Consider the following 19,058-nt stretch of genomic DNA (forward strand, 5'->3'; position numbering starts at 1 on the left):
CTACAGGCCCGATTCTAAAGGTTGGGGATTGCGCAATGCGAGTTCGACCTTGATCGGGGCGGATGCGTGGAACGGATCGACCGCGAACTCGCGAACGTCGATCCCCGCGATGGTCCGCACGCGGCGTTCCGGCATCCGTTCGATCGCGCCGTCCACCCGGACGAGCAGCGCGACCGGTACGTCCTCGACATAGGGCATCGCAAGGATGCCGATCCCGCGGACTTCGATCCGTCCCGCGATCGTCGCTGGCGCACGCGCATACAACGTGTCGCCGGCACGGATCACGAGCGTCTGGTCGTCGCTGACGAGGATTGCGCCGCGGTCGATCAGGCGCAGTGCGAGGTCGGACTTGCCCGATCCCGACGCGCCCTCGATCATCACCGCCACGCCGTCGATGGCGACCGTGGTGGCGTGGAGCCTGTCGGAGGATGGGACGACCACGCGCCGTCCTTACTCCGGCATCTCGGCGAGCGGTAGCCTTACGACGAAGCGCGCGCCATCGAGCCTATCCTCGCGCGATTCGACGAAGATCGCCCCCTGATGGCCATCGACGATGGTGCGCGCGATCGCGAGGCCCAGTCCGGAATGTTGCCCGAACGTCTCGCTGTCCGGGCGGACCGAGTGGAAGCGCATGAACACGTCCTCGCGTGCCGCTTCCGGAACGCCGGGACCTTCGTCCTCGACGCGAATGACGAGGTCTTCGCCTTCCCGAATCGCGGAGACGGCGATCAGGCCTGCGTCGGGCGAGAAGGACAGCGCGTTGTCGATCAGATTCTCGAACACGCGTTCCAGCCTCGCGCCTTCGCCTAGTATGACCGTGCGATCGTCGGGGTTGCGATCGAACCTCAGGCGGATGCCGCGCTCGACACCGCGCGCATCGCGCTGCGCGACCAAGCCGTCGATCATCGCGGCGATGTCGACCGGTTCGAACTTCGCGCGGCTGAGCTGCGCGTCGAGTCGCGAGGCCTCGGAGATGTCCGAGAGCAACCGGTCGAGCCGGTGGACGTCGTCGCGGACGATCGCGAGCAGCTGCGCCTGCAATGCCGGGTCCTTCACGCGCGACAGTCCCTCGACGGCGGACCGGAGCGAGGCGAGCGGGTTCTTCATCTCGTGCGTGACGTCGGCGGCGAATGCCTCGGTCGCGTCGATCCGCGCGCGGAGTGCGAGGCTCATGTCGGAGAGCGCGCGTGCGAGCATCCCGAGTTCGTCGCGACGAGAGGGCAGGCGCGGCACCACGACTTCGCGGGCCCGCCCCAGCCTGACCCTTACCGCCGCTCGCGCCAGGCGACGGAGCGGACGGACGATGGTGCGCGCCAGGAACAACGACAACAGGATCGAGACGATCGACACGCCCAGCAGGACCATGCTCAGTCGGAACCGCTCGATCCGCACCGTCTTGGTGATGTCGCGCGCATTGACCGTCGTCATCACGACGCCACCGGCGCGAAGCGGCGCGGCCGCGGTCAGCACCGGCGTACGATCGGGCGCGCGCCAGACCGTCGTCGAAACGAGGCTGCGTCCGCGGACTGCGGCTACGTCGGGCCATTGCTGCGTGCCGCTACGCTCGCGGTAGAGCGGGGGGCGGGGCGCCATCACGATGACGTCGATCGCCGCGTCCAGGAACCGGGCAATCGTCTGGTCCCAAGCCTCTTTGTCGGGGTCCATCAACACGAAGTTCCGCAGGCCCAGCGCGCGGCTGTCCACGATTGCCCGGCCCCCCGCATCGAACAGCCGGATCCGCGAACCGGTATCGCGCGCGAGCCTGACCACCAGCGGATCGCGCAACGCCGGATCGACCGCGGCGATCGCCTCGCCGATCAGTCGTGCTTCCCGCGCGGTCTGCGCAACGCGGTTGTCGACCACGCGGCTGCGGTAAGAATCGAGATAGAAGAACCCGCCCGCCAGCAGCAGCAGCGCGAAGATGTTGACCGCCAGGATCCGCCGCGTGAGCGAGATCTGACCCGACCACCGCAGCGTGAGATCGCGGCCGTCAACGCCCAGTTCATTCCTCAGAAAATCGATACCCGGCACCATATAATGTCTCGATAGCGTCGAACGCGGGATCGACCTGCCTGAATTTGCGGCGGAGTCGTTTTATGTGGCTGTCGATGGTCCGGTCGTCGACATAGATGTCGTCCTGATACGCGGCATCCATCAACTGGTTGCGCGTCTTGACGATACCGGGCCGCTGCGCGAGCGTCTCCAGGATCATGAACTCGGTGACCGTCAGCGTCACCGGCTCGCCGCCCCACAAGGTCCGGTGCCGCGCCGGGTCCATGCTGAGGCGTCCGCGATCGAGCGGCCCGGCGGCCTCCTCTGCGGTCTCGGTTCCGGGCGACTGGGTGAGTTCCGTCCGGCGCAGGATCGCACGGATGCGCGCGATCAGCAGCCGCTGCGAGAACGGCTTGGCGATATAGTCGTCCGCGCCCATCGCGAGGCCGAGCGCCTCGTCGAGTTCGTCGTCCTTGCTGGTCAGGAAGATCACCGGAACCTGGCTCTTTTCGCGGAACCTGCGTAGCAGTTCGAGTCCGTCCATCCGCGGCATCTTGATGTCGAACACCGCGAGATCGGGCGGGTTGTCCGTCAGCGCCTTCAACGCGGTCTCGCCGTCGGAATAGACGCGCGTGACGAAGCCTTCGGTCTGCAGCGCGATCGACACGGAGGTCAGGATGTTGCGGTCGTCGTCGACCAGCGCGATCGTTGCCGTCATTTCTGGGTCGCTTGCCTTGGTCGTTGGCATGACGGCGTAGGGCAAACCGCGTCTGCACTCAACTAGAGCCGTATCGGGACAGCGGTGCATATTAGCGTGTTTGACCGGTGGAAACCGGCCCCGTACAGCCGGGGGCAACGACATACATACGTATGCGATAAAACTTAGGAGAGAGCCCGTGTCGAACGAGCGTATTCCGGCCGTCGGCCTACCCGCGCAGGGGATCGAAACCCGCGCCAATCTGCACTGGAACCTGGTCACTGCACAACTCGTCGAGGCCGCGCTCGAACGCGGTGAGGGGACGCTGTCCGCAGACGGTCCGCTGGTCGTCGAGACCGGCGCGCATACCGGTCGCTCGGCGCAGGACAAGTTCATCGTCCGCGATGCCGAGACCGACGCGACCGTCTGGTGGGGCAAGAGCAACAAGGCGATGGAGCCCGCGCATTTCGCCGCGCTGAAGGAGGATTTCTTCGCCGCGCTCGCCGCCAAGGACGAGCTGTTCGTGCAGGATCTGTACGGCGGCTCGCAGGTCGATCACCGCGTACAGGTCCGCGTCGTCACCGAACTGGCGTGGCATAACCTGTTCATCCGGACGATGCTGGTACGGCCCGAACAGGCGGCGCTGAAGGACTTCGTCGCGGACTACACGATCGTCGACCTGCCCAGCTTCCGCGCCGACCCCGCGCGTCACGGCTGCCGGAGCGAGACGGTGATCGCGGTCAATTTCACCGACAAGCTGATCCTGATCGGCGGCACCAAATATGCCGGCGAGATGAAGAAGTCGGTGTTCGGGCTGCTTAACTATCTGCTGCCGCCGACCGGGGTGATGCCGATGCATTGCTCGGCCAACATGGGCGCGAACGGGGACACCGCGGTGTTCTTCGGGCTGTCGGGTACCGGCAAGACGACGCTCTCGGCGGACGCGAGCCGGACGCTGATCGGCGACGACGAGCATGGTTGGTCCGACACCGCGGTCTTCAATTTCGAGGGCGGGTGCTATGCCAAGATGATCCGCCTGTCCGCGGATGCCGAGCCGGAGATCTTCGCGACCACTAAGCGGTTCGGGACGGTGCTGGAAAACGTCGTGATGGACCCGGCGACGCGGTTGCTCGATCTCGACGACCACACGCTGGCCGAGAACAGCCGTGGTGCGTACCCGATCGACTTCATCCCGAATGCGTCCGCCGAGAACATGGGGCCGGTTCCGCGGAACATCGTGATGCTGACGGCGGATGCGTATGGTGTCCTCCCGCCGATCGCGAAACTGACGCCCGACCAGGCGATGTACCACTTCCTGTCGGGCTACACCGCGCGCGTCGCCGGGACCGAGATCGGCGTCACCGAGCCGGACGCGACCTTCTCGACGTGCTTCGGCGCACCGTTCATGCCGCGGCATCCCTCGGTGTACGGCAATTTGCTCAAGGAGCGGATCGCCAAGGGCGGCGTCGATTGCTGGCTGGTCAACACCGGCTGGACCGGCGGCAAATACGGCGTCGGCAACCGCATGCCGATCAAGGCGACGCGGGCGTTGCTGAACGCGGCGCTGGACGGCAGCCTCAACGATGCCGAGTTCCGCACGGACCCGAACTTCGGCTTCCAGGTCCCGGTAAGCGTCCCCGGCGTAGACAGCGCAATCCTCGACCCGCGCACCACCTGGGCGGACAAGGACGCCTACGACGCAACCGCGGCCAAGCTGGTAGACCTGTTCGTAGAAAACTTTGCCCAGTTCGCCGAACACGTCGACGAGGGCGTGCGGCAGGCCGCGCCAAAGGTGAGAGAGGCGGCCTAATCAAAACTCCTCTCCCTTCAGGGGAGAGGAAGGGGCCCGCACGACGAAGTCGGTTGGGAAGGTGAGGGCACGTGATACGAAATGCCCTCACCCTCGCCGCCACGCGCGCGCGCCACCCCGAAAGCTACTTCCCCCCTCCCTGAAAGGGAGGGGCCGGGGGTGGGTAGGCCGGCTCGAGCCCGAGCGGTTCGCCAAGCGGAACCCGACCCACCCCCAACCCCTCCCTTCCAGGGAGGGGAGCAGTGAGTTCGCCCTCCCCGAATGAGACAGGACTAAAGGGCCTCCACCACCACCTCACCATCGACCACAGCAGTCACCCGAACCCGAGCGCCAACCCCAGCATCCGCACCCCGAGCCGGCCAACTCCCGTCCCCAACCAGCACCCGACCACGCCCCCCAACAATCGCCGTCTCGACCACCACGACCTGCCCCACCAGCCGGGCAGACCGATCGTTCAACATCGGATCCCCGCCCTCGACCGGATAATCCCGGTACCAGCGCTTCCCGATCAGCACCGCAACCACGCTCCAAACCGCAAACGCACCCAACTGAGCCGCCACCGGCAGATCCGGCAACACGAACACCGCCACCCCGGTCACCGCCGCAGCGATCGCGAGGAACACCAGGAACACCCCCGGCACCGCAAGCTCTGCGATCCCCAGCACCAGCGCCGCGATCAGCCACACGCCAGCCGACCCGATCACGTCCATCAGCTTTTCGGAACCTCGGTCGACTTCGACAACTCGAACGGGCCACGCGCAACAGGCTTGGCCGGCGGCGACGCGACCGCATCGCGCAAAGCATCCTTCGCCAGTTCCCCAATCCCCCCAAGCGTCCCCATCAACTGCGTAGCCTCGACCGGAAACAGGATCGTCTTCGCGTTCGGAGACGTCGCGAACTTGCCGATCGCCTCGACATATTTCTGTGCGATGAAATAGTTGATCGCCTGCGCGCCACCCTCCTCGATCGCCTGCGACACCGCGCGCGTCGCCGAAGCCTCCGCCACCGCCGCCCGCTCGCGCGCCTCGGCGTCACGGAATGCCGATTCCTTGCGGCCCTCGGACTCCAGGATCCGCGCCTGCTTCTGCCCCTCGGCGCGGAGAATCTCCGAAGCCCGCGAACCCTCCGCATCCAAGATGTTCGCCCGCTTCTCGCGCTCGGCCTTCATCTGCCGGCCCATCGCGTTGACGATGTCGGCGGGCGGTCGGATGTCCTTGATCTCGACGCGCGTGATCTTCACGCCCCACGGCGTCGTCGCATGATCGACCACGTTCAGCAGCCGCGCGTTGATCTCGTCGCGCTTCGACAGCGTCTCGTCGAGGTCCATCGACCCCATCACCGTGCGCAGGTTCGTCGTCGTGAGCTGCAACAGCGCCTGGTACAGGTCCGACACCTCGTACGCCGCCTTGGCCGAGTCGAGCACCTGGAAGAACACGACCCCGTCGGTCGAGATCATCGCATTGTCCTTGGTGATGATCTCCTGCCCGGGGATGTCGATCACCTGCTCCATCATGTTCACCTTGCGCCCAACGCGGTAGAAGAACGCGGGGTAGAAATTGAAGCCGGGCCGCGCGACGGTGGTGAAGCGGCCGAAATGCTCGATCGTGTACTGATAGCCTTGGCGGACGATCTTGATGCTGGTGAAGAGGTACAGCAGCACGAGTGCCAGTAGGAGCGCGGCAACGATCAGACCCATCGGTTCATCCCCCATCCGTGTATCGTACCGCTATAGCACGTCGCTGAAGGACAGGCCTAGCCGTACGCCGCGCCTTTGGTTACATGGCGCGCCACCTCACACCCAGGAACGGCAGCTCTCATGGATATCCGCCTCGGCCTCACATTCGACGACGTCCTCCTGTATCCGGGGGAATCGGACGTGCTGCCAAGCCAGGCCGATACCCGCACGCAAGTGACGCGCGGCATCGCGCTCAACATCCCCATTCTCTCGTCGGCGATGGACACCGTCACCGAAGCCGACATGGCGATCGTCATGGCGCAGCTCGGCGGCATCGGCGTGCTCCACCGCAACCTGACCGTCGAGGAGCAGGTGGTCGCGGTGCGCCAGGTCAAGCGCTTCGAATCGGGCATGGTGGTCAACCCGATCACGATCAGGCCGACCGCCACGCTCGCCGAGGCGCAGGCACTGATGTCCGGCCACCGGATCAGCGGCATCCCCGTCGTCGAGGCGGACGGCAAACTTGTCGGTATACTCACCAACCGCGACGTGCGCTTTGCGGGAGATCCGAAACAGCCGGTCAGCGAGCTGATGACGCATGAGAACCTCGCCACCGTCTCGACCGAAGTCGGCAAGGAGGAAGCGCGTCGCCTGCTCCACGCCCGCCGCATCGAGAAGCTGCTCGTGGTCGACGCACAATATCGCTGCGTGGGCCTGATCACCGTCAAGGACATCGAGAAGGCGGTGATGTTCCCGAACGCCACAAAGGACGAAGCCGGCCGCCTGCGCGTGGCTGCGGCGACCACGGTCGGCGACAAGGGCTTCGATCGGACCGAACAGCTGGTCGACGCCGGCTGCGACCTGATCGTCATCGACACCGCGCACGGCCACAACCGCGACGTCGGCCGCGCGGTCGAGCGCGTGAAAAAGCTGTCTAACTCGGTCCAGGTGGTGGCGGGCAACGTCGCGACCGGCGAAGCGACGCGCGCGCTGATCGGTGCGGGCGCGGACGGGATCAAGGTCGGCATCGGTCCCGGCTCGATCTGCACCACGCGCGTCGTCGCCGGTGTCGGCGTGCCGCAGCTGACCGCGGTGATGGATTGCGCCGAAGCGGGCCACAAGGCGGGCGTGCCGGTGATCGCCGATGGCGGCATCCGCACCTCGGGCGACATGGCCAAGGCGCTCGCGGCCGGCGCGTCCACGGTGATGATCGGCTCGCTGCTCGCAGGGACCGACGAGGCTCCAGGCGAGACGTTCCTGTACCAGGGCCGCGCATACAAGTCGTACCGCGGCATGGGCTCGGTCGGCGCGATGGGCCGCGGCTCGGCGGATCGCTATTTCCAGGGCGACATCAAGGATCAGCTGAAGCTCGTGCCCGAGGGTATCGAGGGGCAGGTCGCCTACAAGGGCCCGGCACGAGACGTCGTCCACCAGCTTGTCGGCGGCATCAAGGCGGCGATGGGGTATACGGGGTCGGCGACGATCCCGGATCTCCAGGCGCGGGCAGAGTTTGTCCAGATCACGGGCGCGGGGCTGATGGAGAGCCATGTCCACGACGTGACGATCACGCGCGAAGCACCGAACTACCCCACGCGGTAACGGTGCTTCCCTCTCGCTGGAACGGCGAAGCAGCGGTTGGGTCGGTTGCCGCTTGCCCACTGGCCAACGACTGGGAAGTATCCCTACTCACAATCGTCATTCCCGCGGGGGCGGGGACCCATAATTGGCTGGCCTCACGAGGTGATCGCAAACCTTCGAGGATCTGGATCTCAGCCTGCGCGGGGATGACGATTGTGTGCGGGTCCTAAGCCAGAACGACATGACATTGGTCACACCCCCTTCCGTCATCCCGGCGAACGCCGGGACCCACGGACACGGTGACCCGGCGTAGCGCGCAACCATCACCCAAATCGCAACCATGGGTCCCGGCGTTCGCCGGGATGACGGGGAAGGGGATGACGGGCTGAGGGACGACGGGCGAGCAAATGACGGGCTACGCGGCGGGATCTACTGCGGCGTGGACGCCAACCCGAAATTATTCCCCTCCCGCGAGCGGGAGGGGCTAGGGGAGGGGATGATGACGAACACCCCGTACCAAATCCCCCCCCGAACCCACCCGAAGTCGGGAGCCAACACGTGACTCCCCCCGCACGCACCCAGGCCGCGATCGAACTCCTCGACCAGATCATCGCCGCCGCCCGCGAATCCGGCGCCGCCGCCGACACGCTGATCGCTCGCTATTTCGCCACCCGCCGCTACGCCGGCTCCAAGGACCGCCGCGCCGTCCGCGAGCTCGTCTACGCCGCGATCCGCAAAGCCGGCGACCGCCCCGAAAACGGGCGCGCGGCCATGCTGCTCGTCGCCGACGCCGACCCCGACCTCGCCGCAACCTTCGACGGTTCCACCCACGCCCCAGCCCCGATCGCCAAGGACGAACCCCGCGCCCGCGCCGGTGTAGCGCCACAGTGGTTGACGAAAGCCCTCCGCGCCTCCGGCCTGGACGGCGCCGCGCTGACCGACCTCGCCGGCCGCGCCACGCTCGATCTCCGCGTCAACACGCTGATCTCGGACCGCGCGACCGTCCTCGCCGCTCTACCCGAAGCCGAAGCCACCCCCCACGCACCGGACGGCATCCGCCTCCCGACCGGCACCAACGTCGAAGCGCTCCCGCTCTTCAACGAAGGCGCACTCGAAGTGCAGGACGAAGGCAGCCAGCTTGTCGGCCTCGCGATGCAGGCGAAGCCGGGCGAGCGCATCGTCGATCTCTGCGCCGGCGCCGGCGGCAAGACGCTCGCGCTCGCCGCGACGATGAAGAACGAAGGCGTCATCCTCGCCTGCGACACCGACCGCAACCGCCTCTCGCGCCTCGCTCCCCGCGCGACCCGCGCCGGCGCGACGATCGTCGAGAGCCGCCTGCTCAACCCTACGCGCGAGATCGAGGCGCTCAGCGAATGGGCCGGTCGCGCCGACGGCGTGCTGGTCGACGCCCCCTGCTCGGGCACCGGCACCTGGCGGCGCAATCCCGAGGCACGCTGGCGGCTCACGCCGGATCGCGTCTCGCGGCTGCAATCGACGCAGCAACAGGTGCTCTCGGTGGCCGCCACGCTGGTCAAGCCCGGCGGCGCGCTCGTCTACATCGTCTGCTCGCTGCTCGACGCCGAGGGCACCGACCAGGTTAGCTGGTTCCTGAACGCGCATCCCGGCTGGACCACCGAGCCCCTGACACTCCCCGCCGGCGCAAAGCACGGCAACGGCGTCCGCCTCGAACCCGGCCGCGATGGCACCGACGGCTTTTTTGTCGCGCGCCTCCGGGCTGCGTGCTAGCCAGCCGGTTAATGACCCGCCTGGAGACGATCATGCGTTTTTCGTCCGTTGCCTTTGCCGCCACGCTGACACTCGTGTGCGTATCGACCTCGCTCAGCGGGCAGCGTCCCGACGCGCAGATCGACGCGCGCTCGATGCAGCTTCTTGCCCAGGGTCGCTCGCTGGTCGCCGCAGGCAATCTCGACGGCGCGACGGACGTGCTGGAAACCTCGGTCGCGGTCGATCCGCGCAACCGTGCCGCGTTCCTGCTGCTCGCGAAGGTCGCCGAAACGCGCGACCTGCCGGGCAAGGCGATCCGCCTGTACCGCGAGGCGCTGCTGCTCGAACCGAACGACGTCGCGGCGTTGAAGGGGCAGGGCGAGGCGCTCGTCGCCAAGGGCGCCGTGGTCCGCGCGAAGGACAACCTCGTGAAGATCCGCACGCTCTGCAAGGGCGCGTGCCCGGAAGCGACGCAGCTGTCCGCGGTGATCGCGAAAGGTCCGCCGATCGCAACGGCGCAGGTCGACAAGACGCCGGTAGCCGCCAAGGACTGATGCACTCCCCTCCCTGAAAGGGAGGGGCAGGGGGTGGGTCGCCCTCCGGACCAGCGCAACGCCCGCCAAGCAGCCAACCCACCCCCAACCCCTCCCTTCCAGGGAGGGGGGAAGATCAGCGGGTCTCGCGCGCCAACGCCGTAAAATCGGCCACTGACAGCATTTCCGCCCGCCGCGTAGCCTCCACCCCGATCCGCTCCAGCGCGTCCAGCGCCCCCGGCACGCCCTTCAGGCTCTGTCGCAACATCTTCCGCCGTTGCCCGAACGCCGCGCCCGTCAGCCGCTCCAGCACCGCGAAGTTCACCCCCTCGGGCGCCTCCACCGGCACCAGATGCACCACCGCCGACATCACCTTCGGTGGCGGCGTGAACGCCGAGCGGTGCACCGGCATCGCGATCCGCGCGGTCGAGCGCCACTGCGCCAGCACCGCCAGCCGCCCGTAATGATCGTCATTGGTCTTGGCGACGATCCGCTCGGCGACTTCCTTCTGGAACATCAGCGTGCACGATTGCCACCACGGCAACCACGACGTCGACAGCCAGCCGACCAGCAGCGCGGTGCCAATATTATACGGCAGGTTCGACACGATATGCGGCTTGCCCTCGAACAGCGCAGGCGCATCGACTTCAATCGCATCGCCCTCGATCACCCGCAGCTTACCCGGATACGCCTCGCCGAGCTCCGCCAGCGCCGGAATACACCGCCGATCGCGCTCGATTGCCGTCACGCGCGCACCAGCGGCAAGCAGCGCACGCGTCAAGCCACCGGGACCAGGCCCGACTTCGAGCACTTCGGCACCCTGCAAATCACCCGGCACCGCCGCGATCCGCTTGAGCAACTGCCCATCGAACAGGAAGTTCTGCCCAAGCGCCTTGCTCGCGTTCAGTCCATAACGCGCGATCACCTCGCGCAGCGGCGGAAGTTCCGTCACGCCGCGCTGCTGGCGCGCAGGTTCGCCGCCTCGCCGGCCATCCGGATCGCCGCGATCATCGCGCCCGGTTCGGCAAGGTTCTTGCCGGCGATCGCGAACGCAGTGCCGTGATCCGGCGAGGTGCGGACGATCGGCAGCCCCAGCGTCATGTTGACGCCCTCGTCGAAATGGATCGTCTTGAGCGGCACCAGCGCCTGGTCGTGATAGCAGCACATCACGACGTCATAGGTCGCGCGCGCCCGCGGGTGGAACATCGTGTCCGCCGCAAACGGCCCCGTCGCATCTATACCTTCCTCGCGAAGGATAGTGATCGCCGGCGCGATGATCTCGATCTCCTCGCGCCCCAGCGCACCCTGCTCGCCGGCATGCGGATTGAACCCCGCAAAGGCGAGTCGCGGGTTCTCGATCCCGAAGTTCTTCAACAACCCGCGCGCCGTCGCCCGGCCCTTGGCGACGATCAGGTCGATCGTCAGCAGCGCCGACACTTCCTTCAACGGCACGTGGGTCGTGATCGGCACGACCTTCAGCGACGGCCCGGCGAGCATCATCACCGCATTGTCGCCCGCCACGCCGTAGCGCTCGGCGACGAACTCGGTTTGCCCTGGATGGCTGAAACCGATCGCATACAGTTGCGACTTCGACACCGGCCCCGTCACCAGCGCCCGCGCCGCGCCCGTGCGGACGAGACCGACGGCCAGCTCAAGCGAATGCAAGGCGCACCGTGCTCCGTCCGCGTCGGGCTCACCCGGCACGATCGCTCCTGCATCGCTTACGGTCAGCACCGGCAACGCCTCGCCGAACACCGCTGCCCCCGCGCCCAGATCTGCGATCCGCGCGATCGGGCCCGCCCACACGCGCTCGATCGCCCGCGCATCGCCGACTGCAACGAACGGCGGCAAGCGGTGCGTCTCGCGCGCATCCCAGGCCTTGGCGATGATCTCGGGCCCGATCCCGGCAGGATCACCCATCGACACCGCCAGTGGCGAGACGCCGCTCACGATCCAATCACCGATATTCGACCACGGCATCGCGCCGCAGATCGCGCAGCTTCTGTTGGGCGCGCAAATTGACGCGCTGCTGCTCGAGCTGCCCCTGGATCTGCTCGGAGTTCGGCACCGAACCGCCAGACGCCTCGTCGCGACCGCACAGCACCAACGCACGAACGCCCTGTTCCGCGGACCCGAACGGCGGGCTCGACTCGCCAACCTGGAGCTTCAGCATCACTTCCTGAAGCTGCGGCGGAAGGTCGCGGATGCGAACCGTGTCGTTGTCGACGACGTCCGCACCGATCCCGGCCGCGACCTTCTCGACCGTACCACAGCCACGCAGCTCCTGCGTCGCCTTGGCGAACGCCTGCGCCCGCGCGCTGGCCTGCGCCTGGTTGGTATTCGGCGGGAAGCGCAACGTCAGCTGCTTCAGGCTGAGCTTGGCGTCACGCGGATCGGCGGTCAGCACCTGCCGCTTGTCGGTAAGATACAGGATCGAATAGCCGCCCGAGACCTCGATCGGCCCGGCAACCTGGCCGACCTGCATCGAGGTCGCGGCCTCGGCCAGCTGGGCCGGCAACGTCGCCGTCCGAATCCAGCCGAGATCGCCACCGACCGCGCGGGTCGACGCTTCGGAGAACTGGCGCGCATAATATTCGAACGGCTGCGCGCCCTTCTGAATCTCCTGCAGGATCTGCTTGGCGTTCGCATAGACCTGCTGGCTGTTCGCCGGAGTCGCCGCGAGATAGATTTCCTTGAGGTTGAACTCGTCGGTGCCCTTGGCCGCCTGGAGACGGTCGATGATCGACTTCACTTCTTCGTCGCCGACGTTGACGAACGGCTCGACGCGGCGACGCAGATAGCGCTGCCAGGCAAGCTCACCCTCGATCTGACGCTTCAGCGAACGCTCCGACGAGCCCGACTCGCGCAGATACGCCCGCATCGCGACGGGCGTGCGGTTGAAGCGCTTCGACACCGCGTCATAGCTCTGCGTCAGCTCGGCCGGGGTGATCGTGATGTCGGCGGTCTTCGCTTCCTGGATCTGGAGCGTCTCGTCGATCAGCTGGCGCAGCACCTGCAGCTTCAGCCGCTCGCGGTCCTCCGGCGACAGCTTCGCCTCGTTCGCCATCGCCACCAGCGAGACTCGCTGGTCGACGTCGGTGCCGGTGATAACCGTGTCGTTGACGATCGCGGTCGGCTTGCGGACGTTGGGGTCGACCTTGCCGAAGATCTGCAGGTTGGTCGGGATGTCGAGACCGGTATTGTCCGGCACGCTCTGGTCCTGGACCGTCCGACCCGCGCCGGCCTGGCCTGCGGCACCTTGCGGGGGAGCGCTTTGCGCGATCGCGCTTGCCGCCAGCGCGGCCAAAACCACCGAACCGATCACACGGCCGCCACGCGCCGCCAGTCGAACATCATGCTTCAAGTGTCGGTATCCCATCATCGCACGCCATACATAGCACCGTCATTGCCATGACGACGCATATCCAACGCGGTTTGCCCCAAAGTAGCTGAACGCGGGCTTAGCGGCCGAGGTTGGTGAAGGCCAGCGTCAACAGGAAACTGTTGCCCTTACGCGCGTCGCCGGTGTCGTTGTAGGTCCGCCGCCAGGTCCCGCCGAGACGCAGACAGTCATCCTCATACTGCACGCCAAGTCGGTGGCGGATCGGCGTGAAGCCGTCGCTGCGAGACAGCGGATCTTCCGATGCGTTGGTGAGATCGACCACGCCCGAGCCGAACGCCGACCAGAACCGCGCAAACTGCACGCGGCCGGCGACGCGGACTTCCTCGCGGTCGCGCAGATCCTCGATCGAGGCATCGATGTTGCGATTGAGCTTCAGATACCCGACCAGAACGTAGGTCGCGCGCGACCCGATCGTCGCGTCCAACTCGTTGCGGCGGATCGCAAAGCCATCCTTGTCGAGCCGGTAGCGGTGGACGATCGAGACGAAGTCGCGGAACCGAAGCTCGCTGCGCCCGACGATGTCGGAGAACCGGTCGCTGAGCCCGGTGCCGTCGGGCAGGATCGTCGGCCGCGTGTCCACGCGGTAGCTCTGGCCGACGTTGGTGGTGAACGCGATCCCCGGCAGATCGAGCGCCCATTCGCCACCATAGGTGACGCGCGACGAATCCTCGAACCGATCATAGCCGGCGAACCGGTTGAGCGAGAACAGGTTGGTGTCGTCCAGGTCGACCGCGCGCGAATCTTCGTTCGGCAACGTGATATTGGCCACCTTGGGCGCCGCGACGAACTGCACGCGTGGCGTAAAGCGCTGCGTCCCCCCCATGAACGTGCCGATGAACGGCCATTTCACGTCCACCGCGGCCGCGCCGATGACGCGCTGGCGGAAACCTTCGAGCCCCTGATAGCTGGGGATCGTGGCACTGATGTCGTTGGTATTGTAGAGATCGCCGCGCGCAAACGCCGTGAAAACGACCTCCTGGCCCCAGTTCGTGAAGCGGCGCAGATCCCATTGCAGGCTGCCGAACGCGCGTTGCGTATCCTGGCCATCGGTGCGGGTCAGGGCGAGCGTATTTAGTTGGAGCTGGAACCGGCCACCGACCAGCCCGTCGTCGAAGCGCTTGCGATAGTCGATTTCGGGCAGCGCGATCGGCTGTTCCCCCTGCCTGTCGGCAACGCGCAACGTCTGCGCGTACCAGCCGCTCAGCGAGAAGTAGCTGCTGTCGTCGATCCGCTCCAGGCTGGCCGTGGTGCGCAGCCGATCGTCGCGCGAAATGTCGTAGCGACGCAGGAACGTCCGGTCCGTCGTCAGACGAAGCGAACCGCTCGCGGTCCAGTTCGGCGACAGCTGATACCGCGCCATGCCGTCGATATAGCCGCGAAACGCCATGCTCGTGTCGGTCGGGGTGGCGGTCGTCAGATCGTCGCTGCGCCGGCTTTCGGTCGCATAGGCGCGTATCTTGAACGCACCCTTCGAATTCAGCGCGGAATAGTCGACCTGCGCCATCGGCAGCACGCTGCTATAGATGTGCGGCGTGATGACCAGCCCCTGGTTGGGGGCGAGCTTCCAGTAATAGGGGACGCTGACTTCGACGCCGTTGACGCGGCTATAGCCACCATTCGGCGAGAGCAGACCGCTATCGCTGCCGCCACCGACGGGGTTCGAGAATTCGGGCAGCGGCAGGCTCGGCAACCCGAACAGATGCAGCCGCGCCCCCTTGTAGAAGATGCGCTTGCGTTCTGGCCGATAGGTGACGCGGACCGCGGTGATCTTCCACGTCGGTTCCTTCGGGCAACCGGCGGTGTTTGTGACGCTGCACGGCGTGTAGGCGGCCGTCTTCAGATTGACCGTGCCGTTGGCGTCGCGCGTACCCTGCTTGGCCGCCAGACGTCCGCCCTGTTCGAGCACGACGAGCATGTTATCGACCACGCCGTCCTTCAGCGAGTCGGTAAGGTTGATCTCGTCGCCATACGCGATGTCGCCTTCGGGATTGGTGACTGCGATGTTGCCGGTCGCGACGACCTTGCCAGTCTTGCGGTCCCACACGACCTTGTCGGCGCGCAGTCGGCTGCCCTGGCGGAACATGCGGACTTCACCGGTCGCGGTGACGATATCGGTGTTGGTGTTGTATTCCAGCGCCGTGGAGCTGAACTGCACCTGGTCGTCGGCCGGCGTCGCCGTCGACGCATTGGCGACCGGCGGGTCCTGAACCGGTGGCGCGACCGGACGGTTCTGGAAATCCTGGGCCTGCACGGGTGAACTAGCCAGTCCGCACGCCAGCGCGAGCGAAACGGCACAACCCGTCAAAAGGTCGATACGCAACACGATCCGAACCAACCCCTTTGGCACTGGGCAGCCGTTTGCCGCCATATCGCCCGCCTATCGCACCACCGGCCCTTCGCTGCAATCGCATCCCGCACTCGCTTGCAGGCGCGTCGCCGCAATCATCGGGCGTTGAGGGGCTCCACCTTGCTTTGCCGGACCCGCGGCATCAACTTATGGGGTACGCACATCCGTTCAAAAGCTTCCCGAGGTTTCTTCATGCAGATCGTCTTCGCCCCGACCGTTCCCGCCAACGCCCAGATCCTCGCCGTGCCCGTCGCAAAGGACGGCGTTGCACAGACCAAGTGGAGCGCGATCGGCGGCGATGTCGAGGCGGTGGCGACCAGCGCAGCAGCGGCAGCGCGGTTCGCGGGCGAGGCCGGATCGGTCGTCGAGCTGTTCGTGCCCGTCGAGGGTGCAGTACGCCAGGTCCTGCTCGTCGGCGTTGGCACGGGCGAGAACGCCGATTGGGAGAAGGCTGGCGGCGCGATCACCGCACGCCTGCTGACCTCGGGCGCGACCTCGGTCGTCGCCGACCTCTCGGCCGGTGCCACGCCGACCGCGAAGGCGGCCGCGCACTTCGCCGCCGCCGCCGCGCAGCGCGCATGGCGCTACGACACGTACCGTACCAAGCTCGCCGAGAAGTCGAAGCCGACTCTGACCGAGATCACCATCGCCGGTGCGCCCGACGGCACCGACGCCGCCTGGGCCGAGCAGTCCGCGGTCACCGGCGGTCTCGACCTGACCCGCTGGCTGGTCACCTCGCCGCCGAACGTCGTCTATCCTGAGAGCTTCGTCGAGAAGGTGACGAAGGAGGTCGAGGGTCTCGGCCTGGAGATCACCGTGCTCGACGAAGCGCAGATGACCGAACTCGGCATGGGCTCGCTGCTCGGCGTCAGCCAGGGCTCGCGCCGTGAAGCCCGCATTCTCGCGCTCAAGTGGAACGGGGCAGGGGCCGACGCGCCCACGCTCGCGTTCGTCGGCAAAGGCGTGACGTTCGATTCGGGCGGCATCTCGATCAAGCCCGGCGCCGGCATGGAAGACATGAAGTGGGACATGGGCGGGGCGGGGGCCGTCGCCGGCGCGATGAAGGCGCTGGCGAGCCGCAAGGCCAAGGCGAACGTCGTCGGCGTGATGGGCCTGGTCGAGAACATGCCCGACGGCGCGGCACTGCGCCCGAGCGACGTCATCACCTCGATGTCCGGCCAGACGATCGAAGTGCTCAACACCGACGCCGAGGGACGCCTCGTGCTCTGCGATTGCGTCACGTGGGTGCAGCAGGCACACAAGCCGACCACGATCGTCGATCTCGCCACGCTAACGGGGGCGATGATCGTCGCGCTCGGCACCGAGAATGGCGGCATCTTCGCCAATGACGACGCGCTCGCCGACCAGCTGATCGCGGCGGGCAAGGCTACCGGCGACACGCTCTGGCGCTTCCCGCTGTCACCCGCCTACGACAAGCTGATCGATTCGCCGATCGCCGACATGAAGAACGTCGGCCCCCGCGGCGCCGGCTCGATCACCGCGGCGCAGTTCATCAAGCGCTTCGTCGACGAGGGCGTGAAGTGGGCGCATCTCGACATCGCCGGCATGGTTTGGTCCGACAAGCCGGGGACGAACCACGACAAGGGCGCAACCGGCTACGGCGTCCGCCTGCTTGACCAGTTCGTCGCCGACAATTTCGAGGGCTGAACGCAAGAATTCCCCTCCCGCTTGCGGGAGGGGTTAGGGGAGGGGAAACCGCGAGCGGTATCGAGCGAGGCAAAGCCCTCCCCCGACCCCTCCCGCAAGCGGAAGGGGAGTAAATCATGCAGGTCGATTTCTACCACCTAACCAGCCCCCTCGACCGCGTCCTCCCACGCATCGCCGAGCGTGTGGTCGCAACCGGCGGCCGCCTCCTGATCGTCGCCGAACCCCAGGAACAACGCACCGCCCTCGACCGCCTGCTCTGGTCCTACGCCCCCGAGAGTTTCCTCCCCCACGCCCAGGCCGGCAGCAACGACGATGCAGCGCAACCCATTCTGATCGCGGACGACATACTCGAAACCGCCCCAGCCAATGCGGCGCGCAACGTCGCGGTCGTCGATGGTCGCTGGCGTGACCTGACCCTGACCTTCGACCGCGCGTTCCACATCTTCGACGACGAAGCGATCCGCGAAGCCCGCCTCGCCTGGAAAGCGCTCGCCGACCGCGATGGCGTCGAACGCCGCTACTGGAAACAGAACGACGCCGGGCGTTGGGAACAGGCCGCCTAGTTGCATTCGGACCGCCCCGGCTCTAGGGCGGCGCCACTTTTCCAAAGCTTTATTACAGGAGCCCGTGACCATCATGGCCGCGAACCGTACCTTTTCGATCATCAAGCCCGACGCAACCCGCCGCAACCTGACCGGTGCGGTCACCAAGATGCTCGAGGAAGCCGGCCTGCGCGTCGTCGCTTCGAAGCGCATCCAGATGACCCGCGAGCAGGCCGAGGGCTTCTACGCGGTCCACAAGGAGCGTCCGTTCTTCGGCGAGCTCGTCTCGTTCATGATTTCGGGCCCGGTCGTCGTCCAGGTTCTCGAAGGCGAGAACGCGATGCAGCGCAACCGCGACATCATGGGCGCCACCAACCCCGCCAACGCCGAGCCCGGCACGATCCGCAAGGAACTCGCCGAGTCGATCGAAGCCAACACCGTGCACGGGTCGGATTCGGACGAGAACGCCGAGATCGAGATCGCGTACTTCTTCGAGCCCGAAGAAATCGTCGGCTGATGACCTGGCGGTTGCGACGGGCAGGGCCGGGCGACGCGCCCGCGCTGTCGCTCGTCGCATCCGCCACATTTCTCGATACCTATGCGACCGTGTTGTCGGGGGCGGACATCGTCGCCCACTGCACGGCCAAGAACAGCATCGCCGCGTTCGAGACGTGGCTGGCCGATCCGGCGACGATCGTGACGCTCGCCGAGCACGAGCCCGGCCACGCACCGATCGGCTACACGGTTTTGACCGCACCCGATTTCCCGATCGAACCCGGCCCAGCGGACATAGAACTCCGCCGCATCTACCTTATGAAGCACGCGCAAGGCACCGGCCTCGGCGCTGCCCTGATGGCCCGCGCCCTCGAAGACGCCGCCGCGGCGGCCCACACTCGCGTCCTGCTAGGCGTATGGGACCAGAATACTCGCGCCCGAGCCTTCTACGAACGCCACAGCTTCAAGGTAATCGGCGCCCGGCAGTTCACAGTAGGCACCACCCTCCACGACGACCCGGTCTACGCACGAGCGGTGTGAGGATTAGAACGGGCGGCCACCGCCCCCTTGTTCTCCCGCGAAGGCGGGAGCCC

Annotated in this window: 17 protein-coding genes; 8 read left to right on the plus strand and 9 right to left on the minus strand. The window is 66.7% G+C overall.

Annotated elements, in window-relative coordinates; translation table 11 throughout:
* The 3 genes from U1708_RS03735 to U1708_RS03745 are packed head-to-tail and all read right to left on the minus strand — an operon-like array spanning window position 1 to window position 2,710.
* Window positions 1-441, minus strand: a complete 441-nt coding sequence (locus tag U1708_RS03735; protein ID WP_332742881.1) for an HPr kinase/phosphorylase — start codon at window positions 439-441, stop codon at window positions 1-3.
* Window positions 442-450: 9 nt separating this feature from the next.
* Complete coding sequence (locus U1708_RS03740; protein WP_332742883.1) at window positions 451-2,034, minus strand: sensor histidine kinase; 1,584 nt, start codon at window positions 2,032-2,034, stop codon at window positions 451-453.
* Window positions 2,003-2,710 (minus strand): response regulator transcription factor, encoded by a 708-nt coding sequence (locus tag U1708_RS03745; RefSeq protein ID WP_307084972.1) that lies wholly within the window; start codon window positions 2,708-2,710, stop codon window positions 2,003-2,005. The genes U1708_RS03740 and U1708_RS03745 overlap by 32 nt, the downstream gene beginning before the upstream one ends.
* A gap of 178 nt (window positions 2,711-2,888) precedes the next feature.
* On the opposite strand from U1708_RS03745, the gene U1708_RS03750 reads away from it, so the two are divergent.
* Window positions 2,889-4,499 carry a phosphoenolpyruvate carboxykinase gene (locus U1708_RS03750; protein WP_332742887.1) on the plus strand — a complete coding sequence of 537 codons (1,611 nt, stop codon included), beginning with the start codon at window positions 2,889-2,891 and terminating at the stop codon, window positions 4,497-4,499.
* 272 nt (window positions 4,500-4,771) lie between these two features.
* Here the strand turns inward: U1708_RS03750 and U1708_RS03755 are convergent, their stop codons facing one another.
* Both U1708_RS03755 and U1708_RS03760 read right to left on the minus strand, forming a co-directional pair.
* Window positions 4,772-5,209: an NfeD family protein gene (locus U1708_RS03755; RefSeq protein ID WP_332742889.1), complete on the minus strand. Its 438-nt coding sequence runs from the start codon at window positions 5,207-5,209 to the stop codon at window positions 4,772-4,774.
* The gene (locus U1708_RS03760; RefSeq protein ID WP_332742891.1) at window positions 5,209-6,195 is read right to left on the minus strand and encodes an SPFH domain-containing protein; all 987 of its coding nucleotides are present in this window, start codon (window positions 6,193-6,195) and stop codon (window positions 5,209-5,211) included. Before U1708_RS03760 ends, U1708_RS03755 begins: the two co-directional genes overlap by 1 nt.
* Before the next feature lie 120 nt (window positions 6,196-6,315).
* On the opposite strand from U1708_RS03760, the gene guaB reads away from it, so the two are divergent.
* The 3 genes from guaB to U1708_RS03775 all read left to right on the plus strand — a co-directional run bounded on the left by guaB (window position 6,316) and on the right by U1708_RS03775 (window position 10,031).
* A complete protein-coding gene (gene guaB / locus U1708_RS03765; protein ID WP_332742893.1) occupies window positions 6,316-7,773 on the plus strand; it encodes an IMP dehydrogenase in 1,458 nt (485 codons plus the stop codon).
* Window positions 7,774-8,310: 537 nt separating this feature from the next.
* Window positions 8,311-9,498 carry an RsmB/NOP family class I SAM-dependent RNA methyltransferase gene (locus tag U1708_RS03770; RefSeq protein WP_332742895.1) on the plus strand — a complete coding sequence of 396 codons (1,188 nt, stop codon included), beginning with the start codon at window positions 8,311-8,313 and terminating at the stop codon, window positions 9,496-9,498.
* Between the two features lie 32 nt (window positions 9,499-9,530).
* Window positions 9,531-10,031: a tetratricopeptide repeat protein gene (locus tag U1708_RS03775; protein ID WP_332742896.1), complete on the plus strand. Its 501-nt coding sequence runs from the start codon at window positions 9,531-9,533 to the stop codon at window positions 10,029-10,031.
* Window positions 10,032-10,146: 115 nt separating this feature from the next.
* On the opposite strand, the gene rsmA is transcribed toward U1708_RS03775, so the two are convergent.
* The 4 genes from rsmA to U1708_RS03795 form a co-directional block, all read right to left on the minus strand.
* Window positions 10,147-10,962 (minus strand): 16S rRNA (adenine(1518)-N(6)/adenine(1519)-N(6))-dimethyltransferase RsmA, encoded by an 816-nt coding sequence (rsmA, locus tag U1708_RS03780; RefSeq protein ID WP_332742898.1) that lies wholly within the window; start codon window positions 10,960-10,962, stop codon window positions 10,147-10,149.
* On the minus strand, window positions 10,959-11,990 hold the full coding sequence (gene pdxA, locus U1708_RS03785) for a 4-hydroxythreonine-4-phosphate dehydrogenase PdxA (RefSeq protein WP_332742900.1): 1,032 nt from the start codon (window positions 11,988-11,990) through the stop codon (window positions 10,959-10,961). Before pdxA ends, rsmA begins: the two co-directional genes overlap by 4 nt.
* Window positions 11,968-13,389 (minus strand): peptidylprolyl isomerase, encoded by a 1,422-nt coding sequence (locus U1708_RS03790; RefSeq protein WP_443029961.1) that lies wholly within the window; start codon window positions 13,387-13,389, stop codon window positions 11,968-11,970. Before U1708_RS03790 ends, pdxA begins: the two co-directional genes overlap by 23 nt.
* A gap of 82 nt (window positions 13,390-13,471) precedes the next feature.
* Complete coding sequence (locus U1708_RS03795; protein WP_332742904.1) at window positions 13,472-15,736, minus strand: LPS-assembly protein LptD; 2,265 nt, start codon at window positions 15,734-15,736, stop codon at window positions 13,472-13,474.
* A 216-nt stretch (window positions 15,737-15,952) separates the two neighbouring features.
* On the opposite strand from U1708_RS03795, the gene U1708_RS03800 reads away from it, so the two are divergent.
* The 4 genes from U1708_RS03800 (at window position 15,953) to U1708_RS03815 (ending at window position 19,005) form a co-directional block, all read left to right on the plus strand.
* Window positions 15,953-17,428, plus strand: coding sequence for a leucyl aminopeptidase (locus U1708_RS03800; RefSeq protein WP_332742906.1), 1,476 nt, complete (start codon window positions 15,953-15,955; stop codon window positions 17,426-17,428).
* A 116-nt stretch (window positions 17,429-17,544) separates the two neighbouring features.
* A complete protein-coding gene (locus U1708_RS03805; protein WP_332742907.1) occupies window positions 17,545-17,991 on the plus strand; it encodes a DNA polymerase III subunit chi in 447 nt (148 codons plus the stop codon).
* Between the two features lie 73 nt (window positions 17,992-18,064).
* On the plus strand, window positions 18,065-18,487 hold the full coding sequence (gene ndk, locus U1708_RS03810) for a nucleoside-diphosphate kinase (RefSeq protein ID WP_332742909.1): 423 nt from the start codon (window positions 18,065-18,067) through the stop codon (window positions 18,485-18,487).
* Window positions 18,487-19,005, plus strand: a complete 519-nt coding sequence (locus U1708_RS03815; protein WP_332742911.1) for a GNAT family N-acetyltransferase — start codon at window positions 18,487-18,489, stop codon at window positions 19,003-19,005. The genes ndk and U1708_RS03815 overlap by 1 nt, the downstream gene beginning before the upstream one ends.
* The last annotated feature ends 53 nt before the right edge of the window (window positions 19,006-19,058 follow it).

Source organism: Sphingomonas arabinosi, from assembly GCF_036663715.1.
In the GTDB taxonomy this organism is placed as follows: domain Bacteria; phylum Pseudomonadota; class Alphaproteobacteria; order Sphingomonadales; family Sphingomonadaceae; genus Sphingomonas.

Excerpts from the sequence above, each read along its gene's own strand:
- U1708_RS03740 (WP_332742883.1), bottom strand. The coding sequence starts at position 2,034 with ATGGTGCCGGGTATCGATTTTCTGAGGAATGAACTGGGCGTTGACGGC.
- U1708_RS03745 (WP_307084972.1), bottom strand. The coding sequence starts at position 2,710 with ATGACGGCAACGATCGCGCTGGTCGACGACGACCGCAACATCCTGACC.
- U1708_RS03755 (WP_332742889.1), bottom strand. The coding sequence starts at position 5,209 with ATGGACGTGATCGGGTCGGCTGGCGTGTGGCTGATCGCGGCGCTGGTG.
- U1708_RS03760 (WP_332742891.1), bottom strand. The coding sequence starts at position 6,195 with ATGGGTCTGATCGTTGCCGCGCTCCTACTGGCACTCGTGCTGCTGTAC.
- guaB (WP_332742893.1), top strand. The coding sequence starts at position 6,316 with ATGGATATCCGCCTCGGCCTCACATTCGACGACGTCCTCCTGTATCCG.
- U1708_RS03775 (WP_332742896.1), top strand. The coding sequence starts at position 9,531 with ATGCGTTTTTCGTCCGTTGCCTTTGCCGCCACGCTGACACTCGTGTGC.
- pdxA (WP_332742900.1), bottom strand. The coding sequence starts at position 11,990 with ATGCCGTGGTCGAATATCGGTGATTGGATCGTGAGCGGCGTCTCGCCA.
- U1708_RS03790 (WP_443029961.1), bottom strand. The coding sequence starts at position 13,389 with ATGGGATACCGACACTTGAAGCATGATGTTCGACTGGCGGCGCGTGGC.
- U1708_RS03800 (WP_332742906.1), top strand. The coding sequence starts at position 15,953 with ATGCAGATCGTCTTCGCCCCGACCGTTCCCGCCAACGCCCAGATCCTC.
- U1708_RS03805 (WP_332742907.1), top strand. The coding sequence starts at position 17,545 with ATGCAGGTCGATTTCTACCACCTAACCAGCCCCCTCGACCGCGTCCTC.
- ndk (WP_332742909.1), top strand. The coding sequence starts at position 18,065 with ATGGCCGCGAACCGTACCTTTTCGATCATCAAGCCCGACGCAACCCGC.
- U1708_RS03815 (WP_332742911.1), top strand. The coding sequence starts at position 18,487 with ATGACCTGGCGGTTGCGACGGGCAGGGCCGGGCGACGCGCCCGCGCTG.